The organism is Blastococcus goldschmidtiae (assembly GCF_031845325.1).
Lineage (GTDB): Bacteria > Actinomycetota > Actinomycetes > Mycobacteriales > Geodermatophilaceae > Blastococcus > Blastococcus goldschmidtiae.
In genome coordinates this window covers 432,429-448,631 of sequence record NZ_JAVREI010000002.1, presented here as the reverse complement: position 1 = coordinate 448,631, position 16,203 = coordinate 432,429, and the positions used below count along the sequence as shown (strand labels likewise).

15 protein-coding genes are annotated in these 16,203 nt (G+C 69.4%); 5 read left to right on the top strand and 10 right to left on the bottom strand.

Going from position 1 to position 16,203, the window contains the following annotated elements; translation table 11 throughout:
- Positions 1 to 845: 845 nt before the first annotated feature.
- Positions 846 to 1,454, top strand: a complete 609-nt coding sequence (locus RM425_RS06870) for a DUF305 domain-containing protein (RefSeq protein WP_311344434.1) — start codon at positions 846 to 848, stop codon at positions 1,452 to 1,454.
- A gap of 609 nt (positions 1,455 to 2,063) precedes the next feature.
- Here the strand turns inward: RM425_RS06870 and RM425_RS06865 are convergent.
- The 10 genes from RM425_RS06865 to RM425_RS06820 form a co-directional block, all read right to left on the bottom strand.
- Complete coding sequence (locus tag RM425_RS06865; protein ID WP_311344433.1) at positions 2,064 to 3,521, bottom strand: NADH-quinone oxidoreductase subunit N; 1,458 nt, start codon at positions 3,519 to 3,521, stop codon at positions 2,064 to 2,066.
- Between the two features lie 5 nt (positions 3,522 to 3,526).
- Positions 3,527 to 5,125 carry a complex I subunit 4 family protein gene (locus RM425_RS06860; protein WP_311344432.1) on the bottom strand — a complete coding sequence of 533 codons (1,599 nt, stop codon included), beginning with the start codon at positions 5,123 to 5,125 and terminating at the stop codon, positions 3,527 to 3,529.
- A gap of 2 nt (positions 5,126 to 5,127) precedes the next feature.
- Entirely contained in the window at positions 5,128 to 7,065 is a 1,938-nt protein-coding gene (locus tag RM425_RS06855) for a proton-conducting transporter transmembrane domain-containing protein (RefSeq protein WP_311344431.1), read from the bottom strand.
- Positions 7,062 to 7,379 (bottom strand): NADH-quinone oxidoreductase subunit NuoK, encoded by a 318-nt coding sequence (locus RM425_RS06850; protein ID WP_014375746.1) that lies wholly within the window; start codon positions 7,377 to 7,379, stop codon positions 7,062 to 7,064. Before RM425_RS06850 ends, RM425_RS06855 begins: the two co-directional genes overlap by 4 nt.
- Positions 7,376 to 7,957, bottom strand: a complete 582-nt coding sequence (locus RM425_RS06845; RefSeq protein WP_311344430.1) for an NADH-quinone oxidoreductase subunit J — start codon at positions 7,955 to 7,957, stop codon at positions 7,376 to 7,378. The genes RM425_RS06850 and RM425_RS06845 overlap by 4 nt, the downstream gene beginning before the upstream one ends.
- Positions 7,958 to 7,967: 10 nt before the next feature.
- Positions 7,968 to 8,906, bottom strand: a complete 939-nt coding sequence (locus RM425_RS06840) for an NADH-quinone oxidoreductase subunit H (protein ID WP_311344429.1) — start codon at positions 8,904 to 8,906, stop codon at positions 7,968 to 7,970.
- Entirely contained in the window at positions 8,899 to 10,131 is a 1,233-nt protein-coding gene (locus tag RM425_RS06835; RefSeq protein ID WP_311344428.1) for a hypothetical protein, read from the bottom strand. Before RM425_RS06835 ends, RM425_RS06840 begins: the two co-directional genes overlap by 8 nt.
- Entirely contained in the window at positions 10,122 to 10,463 is a 342-nt protein-coding gene (locus RM425_RS06830; RefSeq protein ID WP_311344427.1) for an NADH-quinone oxidoreductase subunit A, read from the bottom strand. The genes RM425_RS06835 and RM425_RS06830 overlap by 10 nt, the downstream gene beginning before the upstream one ends.
- 154 nt (positions 10,464 to 10,617) lie before the next feature.
- On the bottom strand, positions 10,618 to 10,998 hold the full coding sequence (locus RM425_RS06825; protein ID WP_311344426.1) for an ArsR/SmtB family transcription factor: 381 nt from the start codon (positions 10,996 to 10,998) through the stop codon (positions 10,618 to 10,620).
- A 128-nt stretch (positions 10,999 to 11,126) separates the two neighbouring features.
- Complete coding sequence (locus RM425_RS06820) at positions 11,127 to 11,972, bottom strand: potassium channel family protein (protein WP_311344425.1); 846 nt, start codon at positions 11,970 to 11,972, stop codon at positions 11,127 to 11,129.
- A gap of 545 nt (positions 11,973 to 12,517) precedes the next feature.
- Between RM425_RS06820 and fdxA the strand changes: the two genes are divergently transcribed.
- The 4 genes from fdxA to egtC all read left to right on the top strand — a co-directional run bounded on the left by fdxA (position 12,518) and on the right by egtC (position 16,199).
- A complete protein-coding gene (gene fdxA / locus RM425_RS06815; protein ID WP_311344424.1) occupies positions 12,518 to 12,844 on the top strand; it encodes a ferredoxin in 327 nt (108 codons plus the stop codon).
- 125 nt (positions 12,845 to 12,969) lie between these two features.
- Entirely contained in the window at positions 12,970 to 14,232 is a 1,263-nt protein-coding gene (gene egtA, locus RM425_RS06810) for an ergothioneine biosynthesis glutamate--cysteine ligase EgtA (protein WP_311344423.1), read from the top strand.
- Positions 14,229 to 15,506 (top strand): ergothioneine biosynthesis protein EgtB, encoded by a 1,278-nt coding sequence (egtB, locus tag RM425_RS06805; RefSeq protein WP_311344422.1) that lies wholly within the window; start codon positions 14,229 to 14,231, stop codon positions 15,504 to 15,506. Before egtA ends, egtB begins: the two co-directional genes overlap by 4 nt.
- Before the next feature lie 3 nt (positions 15,507 to 15,509).
- Positions 15,510 to 16,199, top strand: a complete 690-nt coding sequence (gene egtC / locus RM425_RS06800; RefSeq protein WP_311344421.1) for an ergothioneine biosynthesis protein EgtC — start codon at positions 15,510 to 15,512, stop codon at positions 16,197 to 16,199.
- The last annotated feature ends 4 nt before the right edge of the window (positions 16,200 to 16,203 follow it).

Genomic DNA, 16,203 nt, shown 5'->3' with positions numbered 1-16,203 from the left:
ACCCTGCCGGGCCACCGCGATCACGTCACGCCGGAACTCCTTGGGGAACGGCTTGGGCACGATGCTGATCCTTCCAGCGAGGCTGCAGCCTCACAGGTGAGGAGTCAACCGAACCCTGGGCAGTCCCATCCGCCGCCCACTCGGCCGCAATGGTCAGCTGCTGCCGCATGCGCCCGCACGGAGGATCGCGATTGCCGACCGCACGGCAGGTCGAAGTACCCGCTGAGCCGATAGCCAGCATGCCGCACGGTCGACGCGAGGGTTGGCGCCCTTCGCCGTGTTTCTCCGAACATCCGTATGGGCATGCGGGCGATGACCCATGATCGGAGAGGGGGAACACGACAGCGGAGGGGCACGGCGCAAGCCGCGGGGTCGGGCAACACGAAGACGGCTGGCGATGTCCCTTCTGAGGCTCATCGATCAATTTCAGGAGGAAGCCCTGCCTGAGCGTGAACAACATCCGCCTCAAGGTGCCCATGGTCGGACCCTGGGACTTTGCCCGCCCTGGCTCGGCGCCACGATCACCACCGGCGATTTCGGCCAGCACCGGCGCACCGTGTCAGAACCGTTTGAGACTTGTATCAGGCTGGGCGGAGGTGATAGGTCCCCAGGGATCCGCTAGCCGATGAGGCCACCTGCTACAGACCCGAACATCGGAGTATTTGTGGCAGGCGCCATGCCGCCCCCATCGTCGTCAGCCGCATACGGATCACCTACGTCGCATGCGATGATGTGCATGGCCAGGAGGTTCATTGAACGCAGTACTGATCTGCAGTTCTGGGCAGTGACATCGCACGACACCCTTGCATTCACTCGTACCGACGACACGAGAATGGAGTTCGACCATGGCCACGAAGAGCAGCGACCAAGAGCAGCAGCACGGTCATAACGAGGACCAGTCGCACGACAGCAAGATGACCACCAAGATGTACCTGCGATTCGGCGCCATGATTCTCACGGCCATGGTCGTCATGTATTGGGTTATGTTCGTCGGCACGTGGGAGTGGAGCCACGTGCAGTGGAGCGAGAGCCGACTATTCATGGCGATCACCATGGGCGGGACCATGGGACTGATCATGCTCGCGTGGATGCTCAACATGTACAAGAACATGAAGGGCAATATCGCCATCGTGGCGGCCAGCCTCCTATTGCTGGGCGGCGGGGTCTTCCTCGACCGCAGTCAGACCACCGTGCAGGACGGCGCCTGGATGAGCTCCATGATCCCGCACCACTCGCTGGCCATCACCCGGTCCGAGCGCGCCGAGATCACCGATGTCCGCGTGTGCGAGCTGGCCGTGTCGATCATCGAGGCCCAGCAGCGGGAGATCAGCGAGATGGAGTGGCTGATGCAGGACATCGAGGAGAACGGTGAGGCGGACACCCCCGAGGAAGCCGAGGCTCGGCCCATCCCTGAATTCCCGGCGGAAGTGTTGCGCGACTGCCCGTCGAATTGATATGCAACCAGGTAGTCGAGTACCCAGCCAGAAAGGGGGTCCCGGCATGCGGCATTGGTCGTTCGACTGTACTGCAAACGCGCAGCGAGCGACCCATCGGTCCGCATCTGATGGAGCGGTGGGCCCGCCGGCATCTTTCCATCGTTTCACTACGGTGAAGGTGCCGGCGGGGTTTCCCCCGCTAGGAGACTTTCCACGGTTCACAGTTGTCTCCTACAGCCGCGCCGCGCCTGCGACACCATAGAGCCACGGGGCGTACACCAGGGACGAAACTGCAGGATACTTCCTTCAATCGCACGGCACGAGCACCAGCGCACGCTCTTGAGCCTGCATTGCGATGGTCTGCAGCCACACCGGTACCGAGATTGCCTCGCCCGTCGATGACGAGGACGTCGAGCGCCATCTGCCTAAGTGAAGTGAATTGCTCGCCTCGTGGCTGCACGATGAAGCGCCAACTCTTCCACGGTGCCACGGCCCCGAGCCCGAAGGGAATGACCGAGCCGAAGCCGGTTACTGCCCTGTCAAGGTCTATGCCGGCACCTTCCTGCTCCGCACTGCCGGGCGCGTCTAGTGCGCTCCCGTGGTTTCAGCGGGCTAAACACCGACCAATCAGACCGCCCCGGAAGTGATACCCAGCCACACACCGGCACCCAAGCCGAGCAGGATCGATCCAACTGCGGCCGCGTGGAGGACCATCGCCGGGGCAGGGTGCACTGTCTGTGCGGTACCGGCCGCTGTCCGGGGACCGGCACCCCCGGCCCCCTCTACTGGTACCGGTATAGCGGGGACACCGGCGAACGCGGGAGCGATCCAGCGCAGGTAGTAGAAGAGGCTGGCGACGGTGTTCATCGCCGCGACGACGACCAGCCACACCAGCGCGCCGTCCCAGGCGGCGGCAAAGACGGCGAGCTTGCCGACGAAGACCGCGGTCGGAGGGGTCCCCACCAGGCCCAGGAGGCAGACGACGAGGCTCAACGCGATCCAGCGGGGCCGTCCGATCGCGGTCGCCCAGTCAGTGATGGTGCGTGCCGTAGGCGCAGCCGCCACGGCGGCGAAGGCGCCGACGTTGGTGACGGCGTAGCCAGCCAGGTAGATCGCGAGGGCCGGCACGGCGAGATCGGTGCGGGCGGCGACGGCGACGACCATGAACAGGTAGCCGACCTGGCTGACCGTGGAGTAGGCCAGCAGCCGCAGTACGTCTGTCTGGTTGAAGGCGGCCAGGTTGCCCAGGGTCATGCTGACTGCGGCGATGACGGCGACCAGCAGAGGCACGTCGAGCGGGACGTCGGCGAAAGGCTCGGCCAGCAGCCGGAAGGCCGCCGCGACCGCGCCGATCTTCGGGATCGTGGTCAGGTAGGCGGCCATCGGCGGGGTGGTGCCGGCCGTGACGTCGGGGACCCAGAAGTGCACCGGCACCGCCCCGGCCTTGAAGGCGACCCCGGCGAGCACGCCGAGGACGCCCACCGCGAGCAGCGCTGGCGATGCCTCTGGGAGCTGCGCGGCGAGGTCGAGGTAGCCGGTCGTGCCGGCGGCGAGCACCAGGGCCGCGACGCCGACCAGCATCAGCACGCCGACGAAGGCACCCATCAGGTAGTACTTCATCGTCGCCTCGACACCTGCGGAGTCCTTGGCGAAGCCGGCCAGCGCGTACAGCGGGACGCTGGCCAGCAGATACGCGGCGACGAGCAGCAGCAGGTCGCCGCTGGCGGCCAGCGCGATGCTGCCGAGTCCGCCGAGCAGCATGAGGACGTAGGCCTCGGTCTCCCGCGGGTGTCCGGCCAGCGAGGCCGACGCCAGCCAGACGAGGACGGCCACGCCGAGAGCGACCACGATCCGGACGACGCCGGTGGTGGTGTCGATGACCCAGGTGCCCTCGAACACCCGCTCCGCCGGCTCGGCCAGTGCGACCGCCGCAGCGCCCGCGCTGGCCAGGCACGCCACGGTGACCAGGAGCCGGACGCGCCACTGCCGGTGCTGGGGCGTCCAGAGGCCCAGGAGCAGGCCGCCGACGGCACCGAGGAGCAGCAGCAGTTCGGGAAGCAGGGCGAGCACCCGTTCGTCCCCCATGCCCGTCACCGGCTCACCAGCTCCACCGCCGCCATGGCGGCCGGCTCGAGGACGTCCAGCAGCAAGCGTGGGAAGAGGCCGAGGATCAGGACGAGCGCCAGCAGCGGGATGATCGAGGCCATCTCGTGTCCACGCAGGTCTGCCATTCGGCTCGCCTTCCGCGGCAGGGTGGCAGTCGCCGCGCCGCCGTCGGTCCGCCCCGGAACCGGGCCCCCACACGTTTCATCCGGTTCGGTCTCGGACGGGACGACGGTGTCGCCGGTGAGCAGCCGCTGCAGGGCCAGCAGGAACAGCCCGGCGGTGATCAGGATGCCGACGACGGCGATCACCGTCCCCACCGGCGCGGCCTGCAGGGCTCCGGTGAAGACCTGGAATTCGGCGATGAACCCGGAGAACCCGGGCAAACCGAGGGAGCCGAACGCCGCCACGGCAAGGCAAGCGGCGAACACCGGTGCCGGACGGGCGAGGCCGCCCCATCGGTCGAAGGCGTAGCTGTGCCCACGGGACCACAGGACGCCGCTGAGCAGGAAGAGCGCGCCGGTGAGGAGGCCGTGGCTGACCATCTGGTACATCGCCCCGACTGTGGCCACGGTCCTCGCCTCCTCGTCGGCGGAGGCGACCAGGCCGGCCGCGCCCAGGCCGAGCAGCACGTAGCCCATGTGGTTGACCGAGGTGTAGGCGATCATCCGCTTGACGTCGGTCTGGGCCAGCGCCACGAAGGCGCCCCACAACACGCTGATCACCCCGACGACGACGGCCACCATCGCCCACCGCTGCCAGGCATCGGGGAGGATCGGCATGGCGATCCGCACGAATCCGTAGGTGCCGAGCTTCAACAGGATCCCGGCCAGCACAGCCGACCCGGCGGCCGGGGCGTCGGTGTGCGCGTCGGGCAACCAGGTGTGAAACGGGAACAGCGGCGTCTTCACCGCCAGCCCCAGGCCGATCGCCAGCAAGACCAGGCCGCCGGCCACCGGAGAATCCGCGAGCGGCGGGTTCGCCGCCAGCGCCACCATGTCGAAGGTGCGCTCCTCGCTGCCGAGGAACAGTCCGATGAAGCCCACGAGCAGCGCCAGCGACCCGATGAAGGTGTAGAGGAAGAACTTCAGCGCGCTGCGCCGGGCGTTGCCGTGCCCCCAGCCGGCGATGACGAAGTACATCCCGACGATCGACAGGTCGAAGAAGACGAAGAACAGGATCAGGTCCAGCGAGGCGAACGTGCCCAGGCAGGCCGTCTGGAGGAAGAGGAACAGCGCGGCGTAGGTGTGCGGCCGGTCCGGCTCCCGCAGCGAGTAGATGGCGCAGGCCAGGAACAGCACCCCGGTCAGGGCCAGCAGCGGCAGGGAGAGCCCGTCGACGCCGACGTGGTAGCCCGCATCGACGGTCGGGATCCACTGCACGTCGGCCTCGTACGCCAGGCCGTCGACGACGCCCGAGGCGCCCTCTCCAGGCTCGAAGCGCCACCACATCCAGCCGACCAGCGCCAGGTCGACGGCGGAGGCAGCGATCCACACCCCGATCGCCGCGCGACCGGGGATCCCCGGGACCGCCAGCAGCACAGCAGCAGCCAGCAACGGCAGGAAGATCACGACGGTCAGCAGCACGACTACCTCACCACGAGCAGCAGGACGAGCAGGAACCCCAGACCGACGACGGCCTGGGCGTAGTACTGGTGCAGCAGCCCGGTCTGCGGACGGCGGGCGGCGGTCCCCGCGCGGCGGAACGCCCGCGCCGTCGCACGGACCGCGCCGTCCACCACGCCGGTGTCGATCCGCGCGGAGCCGGCCGCGGTGCGGCGGGTCGCCGCGGCGACGCCGGACACCGCGCCGTCCAGGACGCTGTCGTCCGCCCGGGACGCCATACCGGCGAGCCGACGCGCGCCGAGGGCCACCCCCATGACGGCCCGGTCGATCAGCTGGTCGTCGACGACTGCCAGAGCGCGGCCGACAGCCATGGCCGGCCGGGGCGACAACAGCCGTCCCAGCCCGGCCCATGAGGCGAGCGGACCCCGGGAGAGCTGCTCCATGACGGCAGGGCGGGTCCGGACCACGGCGACGGTCAGCCCCAGGGCCACCAGCGCGAGCGCCCCGGACAAGAGCAGCTCCCCCGGCCCCGGGGACGGCTCCCCCTCCACGTCCAAGACCGCCTTGAGTTCCTCGGCCATGGCCGGCAGCGCGAGCACACCCAGCCCGGCGGCGAACACGGCCAGCACGCCGGCGACGACCGTCGTCAGGGCCGGGACGCGCCGGGTGCCCGGCTCCTCCTCGTCGAACGCCTCGTCCCCGGCCGGCCTGGCGAGGACGACGGCCAGGATGCGACCGGCGTAGACCGCCGAGACCGCGGCGGCGGCGAGGCCGACGATGTGCAGCGCCGTTCTGTCGACACCGGCGAGCACCTCGTCCTTGGTGGCCCACAGCGACAGCGGCGGCACGCCGGCCAGAGCGAGGGCAGCGACGGTGGCCGCTGCCCCGATTCCCGGATACCGACGGGCGGCGCCGCGTAGGTCGGCCAGGTTCTTGGTGCCCAGCGCGGTGAGCCAGGCCCCGGCGGCGACGAACAGGCCGGCCTTGACCGCGGCATGCGCGACGAGCTGCGCCGTGCCTCCTGCGGTGGCGCCCACCCCGGCGGCGAGCACGACGAAGCCGATCTGCGCGGCGGTGCTGGCCGCGAGCAGTTGCTTGAGGTCGGACTGGGCCACGGCCACCGCACCCAGGACCAGCGCCGTCAGCGCCCCGGCCCACGCCGCCGCCGTCGCGGCCCAGCCGGTCGAAGCCAGCAGCGGCTGCATCCGGATCAGCAGATACCCGCCGGCGGCCACCATCGTGGCCGAGTGCAGCAGCGCACTCACCGGACTCGGCCCCTGCATCGCGGCCGACAGCCAGGCCGAGAAGGGCAGCTGCGCCGACTTGCCCAGCGCGGCGACCAGCACGCCGGCGGCGGCCACGTCCGCCCACCCGCCGTCCGCGGTGTCCAGGTCTGCCAGCACCAGGCTCCCGGTCGCGGCCAGCGCCGCCCCGGCGGCGACGTACAGGCCGAGGTCACCGGCCCGGGTGGTCACGAACGCCCGGGTGCCGGCGGCCAGCTTGCCCGGCTCGTCCCAGTGGTAGCCGATGAGCGCATAGGAGGTCGCGCCCATCACCTCCCACGCCAGCAGGAGCGTGGGCAGGGTGGCAGCGGTGACCGTGGCCAGCATGGCCGCGACGAACAGCAACAGGTAGCCGAAGAACCGCCCCCGAGCGGCATCCGCCGGCAGGTCCGCGACGGCGAACACGGTGACCAGCAGGGCGATGCCGGCCACCAGGACGACGAGCACGGCGGAGAGCCCGTCAACCACCAGGCGCAGATCCCCGCCCTCGACGATCCCGAGGAACGGCACCGACAGCAGCGGCCGGGTCCCGGCCACCAGCGCCGCCACCACCACGCCCGCCGCGGTGACGGCCACGGCCAGCGGACCGGCGACGCGGTCCGCCCCCCGCCCGGCGACAAGCAAGGCGGCCCCGCTCAGGGCGGGGAGCAGCACCAGCGCGCCGAGGACGGCGCTCATCCGCGCAGGTCCGACGCCATGTCGATCATGTCCAGCTGCCGGGCTCGGTAGAAGGCGACGGTGACGGCGAAGCCCATGGCCATCTCCACCGCCATGACCACCAGCGCCACGACGACCAGCACCTGGGCGTCGGGCAGCTCCGGCGCGAGGAAGTACCAGGCCGCTCCCCCGGCCAGCAGCACACCGTTGAGGACGAGCTCGAGGCCCATCATCACCATGACGATCGTCTGCTGGGACAACGCCCCGAACAGCCCGACACCGATCAGGCCCGCGGCGACGGTCAGCACGATCTGCAGCACCATCTCGGCGGTCATCGGCGCAGTCCCCCGGGCACCGGGTCGTCCGGGCGCTTCGCCGTCAGACCGGCGCCGAAGCGGTCGTAACGACCGCGCGAGGTGGCCAGGACGGTGCCGGCCAGGATCGTGGTGAACAGCCCGATGCCGATCACCAGCATGACGAGCATGTGGCTGCCCATGATCGCCTCGCCGAGCTGTCGGGTGCTGTCAGCCGGGCGGGAGGTGTCCCGCGTCGGCCAGTCGATCGTCCAGATGCCGACGGTGAGGACGACGAACGCACCCGCACCCGTCACGGCCGACCCTTTGGCGTTGTGCACCATCGTCATCGGCATGAGCCCGGCCGGGTTCATCATGAACATGATCATGAAGACGGCCATGATCGCCATCTCGATCGTCATCATCAGCGCCGTCACGACGGCCAGGTAGACCAGGTCGAGGGCGAGCAGGATGCCCGCCACGGCGAGGAACGACGCCAGCAGGGCGAACGTCGCCCGCGCCATCGAGTCGACGACGAAAACGGCGACCCCGGCCGCGACCGAGAGGACACCGAGGGCGGCGACGGCCGTGATCGCCCAGCCGGAGAGCTCGCTCAGCATCGGTTCCTCCTCACGCGTAGAACCCGTTCAGGACGAGCACGGCGACGATCAGCGCCTGCAGGAGCGTCAGCGGGACGAGGACCATCCAGCCGACCTCCACCGTGCGGTCGGGCCGCAGCATTGGCATCCGTCGTCCCACCCAGACCAGAGCAGCGACGACGGCCAGCGTCTTCAGCAGGTGCCACAGGGGGCCGGGCAACCAGGGGCCGGAGTCGCCGCCGAGGAACAACGCAGCCGCCATGGCCGCGCTCGCGCCGAGGAAGACGGCGCGACCGGCCTCCACCAGCAGCCGGTCCACCCCGGACAGCTCCGAGGTGACGCCGCCGGCGATGTCAGGTGCGGCGGGCGCGGCGAACGGCCCCCAGAACGCGAACGCCGCGGCGCTGGCCACGAAGACCACGAAGGCGACCGGCATCGTGACCACGAACCACAGGCCCTGCTGCGCGGCCACGACGTCCGTCGTCCGGAGCGAGCCGGCCGCCAGACCAGCAGTGATCAGCGCGAACATCAGCGGCAGCTCGTAGGCCAGGCCCTGGGCGAGGAACCGGTATCCACCGGTCAGGGCATGGATCGCGTTCGGGCCCCAGCCGACCAGCCACACCGCCGCCCACAGCAACGCCTCCATGGCGTTGAACCACACGAGGTCGGCGCTGGTCGACCACAACGTCCGACCGCCTACGGGCACCACCGCCAGAGACAGCAGCGCCAGTGTCGGCACAGCGACGCATCCGATCCGCCACAGCAGCCGATCCGGCGCCAGCGTCGTCCGCCGCTGCTCGACCAGCAGACGTGCACTGGAGCGGATCGGCTCGACAGCGGCCCCCGACGCGCCGACGACGACGACGCGGTCGACCGCCGTCACCACCAAACCCAGGACCAGACCGATCGCCACGATCCCGAGGACTGCCGGAACCAGCCCCCACACCTCCGCCAATGTTCGCTCAGGCATGGACGTGTCCCGGAGCCGACACCGCGGACACCGGGCTGAGGTCGAGGCTGGCCACGATCAGCCGTGCGCTCCCGATCTCCACGCCCTCCACCAGGGCCGCGACGTCCTCCAACGACGTCGCGGGCAAGTCCTCCACCGACTGCCCCGACGCCATGTCGCACCAACGCCTGACCCGGTCCAAGGCGTCTCCCCCAGACCCGCGCCCCCCGATGCCACCGGCCGTCCACGCCAAGGTCCGCGACCGGCGCACCCGCCGCGCCACGGCCTCGGCGAGCCGATGCGCCTCGCCTCGATCGGCTCCCTCGGCGACCGCGTCCCGGGCGCGGCGCGCGTCGCGGGCGGCCATCGGCCAGCCGACAACGTCCAGGAAGCGGGCGAGCCGGTCGAGTGCGGCCCGCTGGGAGTCGGACTGCTCATGCGCGGTGGGGACGGTGCCGGCGTCGAGCCAGGCCAGTTCTGCGGAGGTGAGGACGTCACCCTGCAGGTCCGCCCGCAACACCAGACCCGTCGGCCAGCCCGGTAGTACCGGCCCGAGCGCCACCTTCAGAACGTCGAGTTCGAGCCCGTCCCGGTCCGGACCGGTCGAGGCCATCGGCAGCCCGGCGACGTCACCACCGTGGTCCATGCCCTCGTGGTCCATGCCCTCGTGGTCCATGCCCTCGTGGTCCATGCCCTCGTGGTCCATGCCCTCGTGGTCCATGCCCTCGTGGTCCATGCCCTCGTGGTCCATGCCCTCGTGGTCCATGCCCTCATGACCACCCCCGCCGTGGTCCATGCCCTCATGACCACCCCCGCCGTGGTCCATGCCCTCATGACCACCCCCGCCGTGGTCCATGCCCTCGTGGTCGGCGTCTTCGTCCTTGCCGAGCAACGAGGTCGGCGAGGGCCGGTCGTCTTCGTCCACACCCGAGCCGGCTCGGCGGACCAGCGCATCTACACCAGCGTCCAGAGCGACGACGACGGCACCGGGGTCGTGCAGATCCACCCGGTAACGAGGCTCGGGCGCCTGGTTCCACAGCATGTCGACAGCAGCAGCCAGGTCGGGGCCGGGTACGCCCAGCACCACTAGCAGGTCGGTGTCCGCGGGGGACGCGGCCCAGGACCAGCCGCGGCGATCGAGGTCGGCCTCCACGGTCCAGCGGAGCCTGGTTGTGCCATGGGCGTCGACGAGCAGGACCCGCGGTCGGGACAGCGCCCAGCCACGCAGTCGTGCGATCACGTCCATCGGAGCGCACCCTCGCGCCAGACGTAGGTCACGCCAACCAGTAGGACTAGGAGGAAACCGAACATCTCCACCACGGCTTTCGCGCCCATGTCCGCAACGACGACCGCCCAGGGGTACATGAAGATCATCTCCATGTCGAAGGCCAGGAAGAGGACTGTGATCGCGTACCAACGGGTGTGGTAGCGGGAGACTGCGTGCTGCTGGAGGAGGGTGCCGGACTCGTAGGCAAGGACCACGGCCGGCTGACGCGCGGTCCTGAGCGCGAGGGAAGTCCCGTAGAGCCCGACGATGAGGACGGCCACGAGTGCTAGCAGCGACAGGATGGCGACCATGGCCTCCCTCTCACATCCGACCGGCTGCCGAGACACGGCCCGGCTAGGCGACGACGCACAATATCCGCACGGGTGTGCGGATGTTGTGACTCTAGATCCTCACCCGGCCCCCTGCGCGCCGACGGACGTCGGTCGGAGACGCCCGCGGGTGCGGTCAGTCATCTTCCGGCGTCGAAGTCTCGGTCAGCGCGATCAGCTGACGCAGGCAGTGGTCACGGAGGGGTTCAGGAAAGCCATCTGCGAGGCGGTAGTACACAACCCTCCCTTGCTTTCGATTGGTCACCAGACCGGCCGTTCGCAGCAAGCGGAGGGCGTACCCGACAGCATCCTCGTTGCTCTCGAGAGCCAGGGCCAAGTCCCCCACGCAGAGCTCCTCAACCATGTCCAGGGCAAAGAGCACCCTGGCGCGAGTGGGGTCTGCCATCAGGCTCAGCACACTGGTCAGCTGCGCGGCGTCTTCCCTGCTAGGTAGCCGCGCACGGGCATGGGCCACGCGTTCAGGGTCGACCGGATGCGCGTGGAGCGGTTCTGACATTGAGGCACCTCCGTCAGCATGGCTACCCGCACGGACGTCCCGGTAACGGGGGCATCCGGCATCGACATCTGGACGGCATCCCGGACCCAGCCATCACTCGCAGAGCACCTGGCGCGCGAGGAGCGGGGTCAGTTGCTGTGGCCGTGGTCGCGGGCGTAACGCTGCAGCGTCTCGTCGGTAGTGCCCTCGGATGGCAGGAATTGTTGCCTGAGCAGATGCGCGTAGTCGCCCACGGCTTCTTCGAGCACCGTGGCGGCCAGCTGCAGATCTTGCCGGGGAGCTGTTCGGGCAGCCCGGGCCAACTCCACTGCGTACGGGACCAGGGCGGGTAGCGACGTCGTCGCGTCCACCTCGCGGAAGTAATAGGTCTCGGCGTACTGGGTCAGGTCAACGCGGACCTGGATCAGTTCGTCGGCCAACGAGTCGAGCAACGTCGAAGCTGCGGATGAATCGAGGGTCGGAATCGCACGTGCGGCGTCCGCCCTCTTCAGGAGTGCGAGACGAACGGCCAGGGCACGCCGGCGCGCCAAGGCGGGATAGATCTGCAGCACCCACGACACGGCTGCGGTCAGCAACGCAAAGCCGATGAGAGCTTCCAACGGTGCCGCTAGCCGCAGCCAGCCGTACGTCGGAACGATGTCGCCGTATCCCAGGGTGGCGACCGTGACGAGAGACAAGTACAGCGAGTCGACAAAGTCGGCTCGCTGAGACGGGTTAAGGGCGGAGCCGAACGAGAAGCCCTCAGCCATGTGAGGCCAGTAGACCAGCGTCCAGCCCGCGAGGATCAAGAGACCCCATGTCAGGATCACAGCCAGTAGCGCGACTGGGCCGACCATGGAGGTCTGGTTCGACCGCCGCCTCACGAGTCGGGAGCCGCGCCAGATTCCCTCGATGACAAGGCGACTGAGGGAGCCTTGCCCACTGGGATGCCAAATCGTATGGAACATGTCGCGCAGCGCAAAGAGCACGATCACTGCGCCGAGAGCAGATACAAGCCAGCCCACAAGAAACCTGCCTGTTGATGTCTTGCGCCGATATTGACGGCTTGAGCACGGTGGACCAGATATCGAAGTATTGGTCGCACAGTCAGACAGAGTGGCAGCTGCCATCCAGCCCGTGCGCCTCAGAGGTGACAGCCGATCCCCGCGCCGTGATCGGTAGCTTGTGCCAGTGCCCTAGCCGAATCCGCATTGCCGAACCGTGCAAGCACTAACGCCGTCGCCAGTAAAGCGGCACGACACCGGCCGTCTGGTTCCAGATTGCTCTGACCTCAACGCTGTGGCTGAGCGCCAGGGACACCCCCGTCGCCGTCGAGCCCCATCACCTCCCCCCACCGTGGGATCACGGTGACTCCTCCCCTCCAACTTGCCGATGCCGGCTCGAGGTGGATGATGGCCGTACGGATCTACGGATGTTCGGATGCCCGTCTCCGGACTGAACAAACCCTCGTCCGTATGCGCAGCACCGAACAAGATGCCGCAGCAGCTCGTGGATCGCCCCGGACAGCCAAGGAGGCACTGTGACCTACGTCATCACGCAGCCCTGTGTCGACGTGCTCGACAAGTCGTGCATCGACGAGTGTCCGGTGGACTGCATCTACGAGGGCGAACGGATGCTCTACATCCACCCCGACGAGTGCGTCGACTGCGGAGCGTGCGAGCCGGTCTGCCCGGTCGAGGCCATCTACTACGAGGACGACGTTCCGGACAAGTGGAAGGACTTCTACAACGCCAACGTGGAGTTCTTCTCCGACCTGGGCAGCCCCGGCGGCGCGGCCAAGACCGGGAAGATCAACAAGGACCACCCGCTCGTCGCGGCGCTCCCGCCGCAAGCAGACCCTCCCTGACCGGCCGGCCGGCGAGCTCTCCGACGGAGCCGGGGCGTAGACGAGGGACTGAGACGCCATGGCGAGCAGAGCCGCACTCACTGCCAGCCACGGCGGACGTCGAAGCAACCAGGAGCAGATCCAAGATGACGTCGGTCTCCAGCAGCCGAGCAGATGCCTCATCACTGACACTGACCGGAGCCATCGCACACATCACCGGACATGCGCTACGCCCCGGCCTCGTCGGCCGCATCGGCATCGAGCTGGAGGCACATGTCATCGATCTGGCAGCGCCCGGCAGACGGGTGCCCTGGCCGACCCTGCAGGCCGTGGTCGGGGGTCTGCCGACCCTGCCAGGCCGCAGCCGGGTCACGCTCGAACCCGGTGGCCAGATCGAGCTCTCGGGGCCGCCGATGGCCGGCACCGAGGACGCGGTGCATGCACTGCGTGCCGATCACGCTGTCCTCAGGGCAGCACTCGCCAACGCAGGTCTTGCCCCAGCCTTGATCGGTTGCGACCCGCTCAGGCCGGCTGACCGGATCAACCCGGCCGACCGCTACACCGCGATGGAAGGGCACTTCGCCGCCAACGGCTGCGCCACCGCCGGGGCAGCGATGATGGCGTCGACCGCTTCCTTGCAGGTGAACCTGGACGCTGGACCGCCGTCCGCCTGGGCGACCCGCGTGGCGCTGGCCCATCAGCTCGGGCCCGTGCTGGTCGCGATATCGGCCTGCTCCCCACTTGTCGGTGCACGCGTCACCGGCTGGCAGTCCAGTCGCCAGGCCGTATGGGGGCAGCTGGATCAGTCCCGCTGTGCACCGCTGAAGGGGCGGGACGACCCTGCCGGAGAATGGGCGCGCTATGCGCTCGCCGCCCCGGTGATGTGCGTACGCAACTACGCCACGGGGCGCATCGAGGCCGTGCATGGCCGCATCCCCTTCTGCGACTGGGTCTCGGGAGCTGCCACACTGGCCGATCGGCGCCCGAACGTCGACGATCTCGACTACCACCTCACCACGCTGTTCCCGCCGGTCCGGCTCCGCGGCTACCTGGAGATCCGCTACCTCGATGCCGCTCCCGAACCGTGGTGGCCGGCCCTCACCGCGGTGACCGCGGCCCTGCTCGACGACCCGGCCGCCAGCGAGCGCGCCGCCGCAGCCAGCTCCCCCGTCGCCGACGCCTGGCAGCGTGCGGCCCACGTCGGCCTCGCCGACCCCCGACTGCACGCCGCCGCCCGTGCCTGCCTTGACGCCGCTCTGGACGCTGTTCCCGCTGCCCTGCATGCGGAGGTGGCCGCCTTGGCTGCGCTCGTCGACGGGGGGAGCAGTCCGGGGGACGATCTGCTGCACACCGCTCGCAACGGCGGACCCACCGCTGTGCTTCTCGCCGCCACAGAGGTGCCATCGTGACCAATCTACGGGAAATCCTGGCTCGTGACCTGACCGCTGCCCGTGATCGCACGCTGCTGCTCACCGACCACGACGACCCAGAACTGCTGCGCCAGCACAGCTCACTGCTGAGCCCGCTGGTCTGGGACCTGGCGCACATCGGGCAGCAGGAAGATCTCTGGCTCCTGCGCGGCGGAAACGCGACCTGCCCGGGTCTGCTGCCGCCCGACGTCGAGGTACTGTACGACGCATTTACGCAGCCGCGGGCGCTTCGTTCGCGCCTGCCGCTCCTACCACCGGTGGAAGCCCGCTCCTTCTGCCGGGAAGTCCGCGGTCGGGTCATCGACCGACTGGAGCACCTCGGCTCGGACGATGACCCCTTCCACTTCGCGATGGTCGTCAGCCACGAACAGCAGCACGACGAAACCATGCTGCAGGCGCTCAACCTGCGTGCGGGTCCGTCCCTGCTAGGCGCCGGTGCACCGCTTCCGGCCGGACGCCGCGGCGTGGCTGGTACGTCGGTGCTCGTGCCGGGTGGGGAGTTCGTGCTGGGGGTCGACGCTGCCGACGAACCCTTCTCTCTGGACAACGAGAGGCCGGCCCACAGCGTCGACGTGCCCTCTTTCCGGATCGGGCGGGTGCCGGTCACCAATGCCGAGTTCGCCGCCTTCGTCACCGACGGTGGCTACGAGGCGCCGCACTGGTGGTCGGAGCGCGGCTGGACGCACCGGGTGGGAGCCGGCCTCGCGCGCCCACAGTTCTGGAACGCCGACGGCACACGCGATCGTTTCGGCGTTCTCGAGGAGCTGCCACCCGACGAACCGGTCCAGCACGTCACCTTCTTCGAGGCCGAGGCCTACGCGCGCTGGGCCGGCGCACGACTGCCGACGGAGATCGAGTGGGAGAAGGCCGCAGTGTGGGACCCGAGCACCCGTCGACGCCGACGGTTCCCGTGGGGCTCCGCGGAGCCGACGCCGGCCCTGGCGAACCTGGGCGGGGGCGCGCTGCGGCCGGCACCTGCGGGGGCTTATCCGGCCTCCGCTTCGCCCTACGGCGCCGAACAGCTGATTGGTGACGTCTGGGAGTGGACCTCCTCGGGGCTCCTCCCGTGGCCCGGGTTCAAGCCGATGCTCTACGCCGACTACTCAGCTCCCTTTTTCCACGGCGACTACCGGGTGCTGCGCGGTGGCTCCTGGGCGGTGGGCCCATCCATCGTCCGCCCCAGCTTCCGCAACTGGGACCACCCGTTCCGCCGCCAGATCTTCAGCGGCCTGCGGCTGGCCTGGGACACCTGACCGGTGTGCCGTCACCTCGCCTGGCTCGGCCGCCCCCGCTCGCTGGCGGAGCTGGTGCTCGAGCCGCCCTGTTCCCTGCTCGTGCAATCCTGGGCACCCCGCCGCCAGCGGTACGGCACGGTCAATGCCGACGGCTGGGGAGTGGGGTTCTTCTCCCCTGGCCGGCCCGCGCCGGCGCGCTGGCGCTCCGCGCGTCCGCTGTGGGCGGCTGCTTCGTTCGCGTCGGTTGCGCCGACCCTGACGTCGGGTTGCGTGGTGGCCGCCGTCCGATCGGCCAGTGTGGGCATGCCCATGGAGGAGAGCGCCGTCGCTCCATTCACCGACGGCCGCTGGCTCCTGTCGCACAACGGTCGGGTCGATCGCGCCGTACTCCCGGCGACCCGGAATGCCGAATCGACCGTCGACAGCGCACTGCTGGCCGCCCTCGCCTTCGATCGCGGCTTGGACGCCCTGGGGCCAACCGTGCAGGAGCTCGGCCTGGCCGATCCAGGCGCCCGCCTTAATCTGCTGGCTGCCGACGGCGATCGACTGCTGGCCACGGCCTGGGGCGACACGCTGTCGGTCCTATCCACTGCGGATGGAACGGTGCTGGCCAGTGAGCCATGGGACGACGATCCGCGGTGGAGAGACATCCCTGACCGGCACCTGGTGGAGGTCACTTCCGCCGGTCCCACCGTTACCCCGCTGACCTGACGAA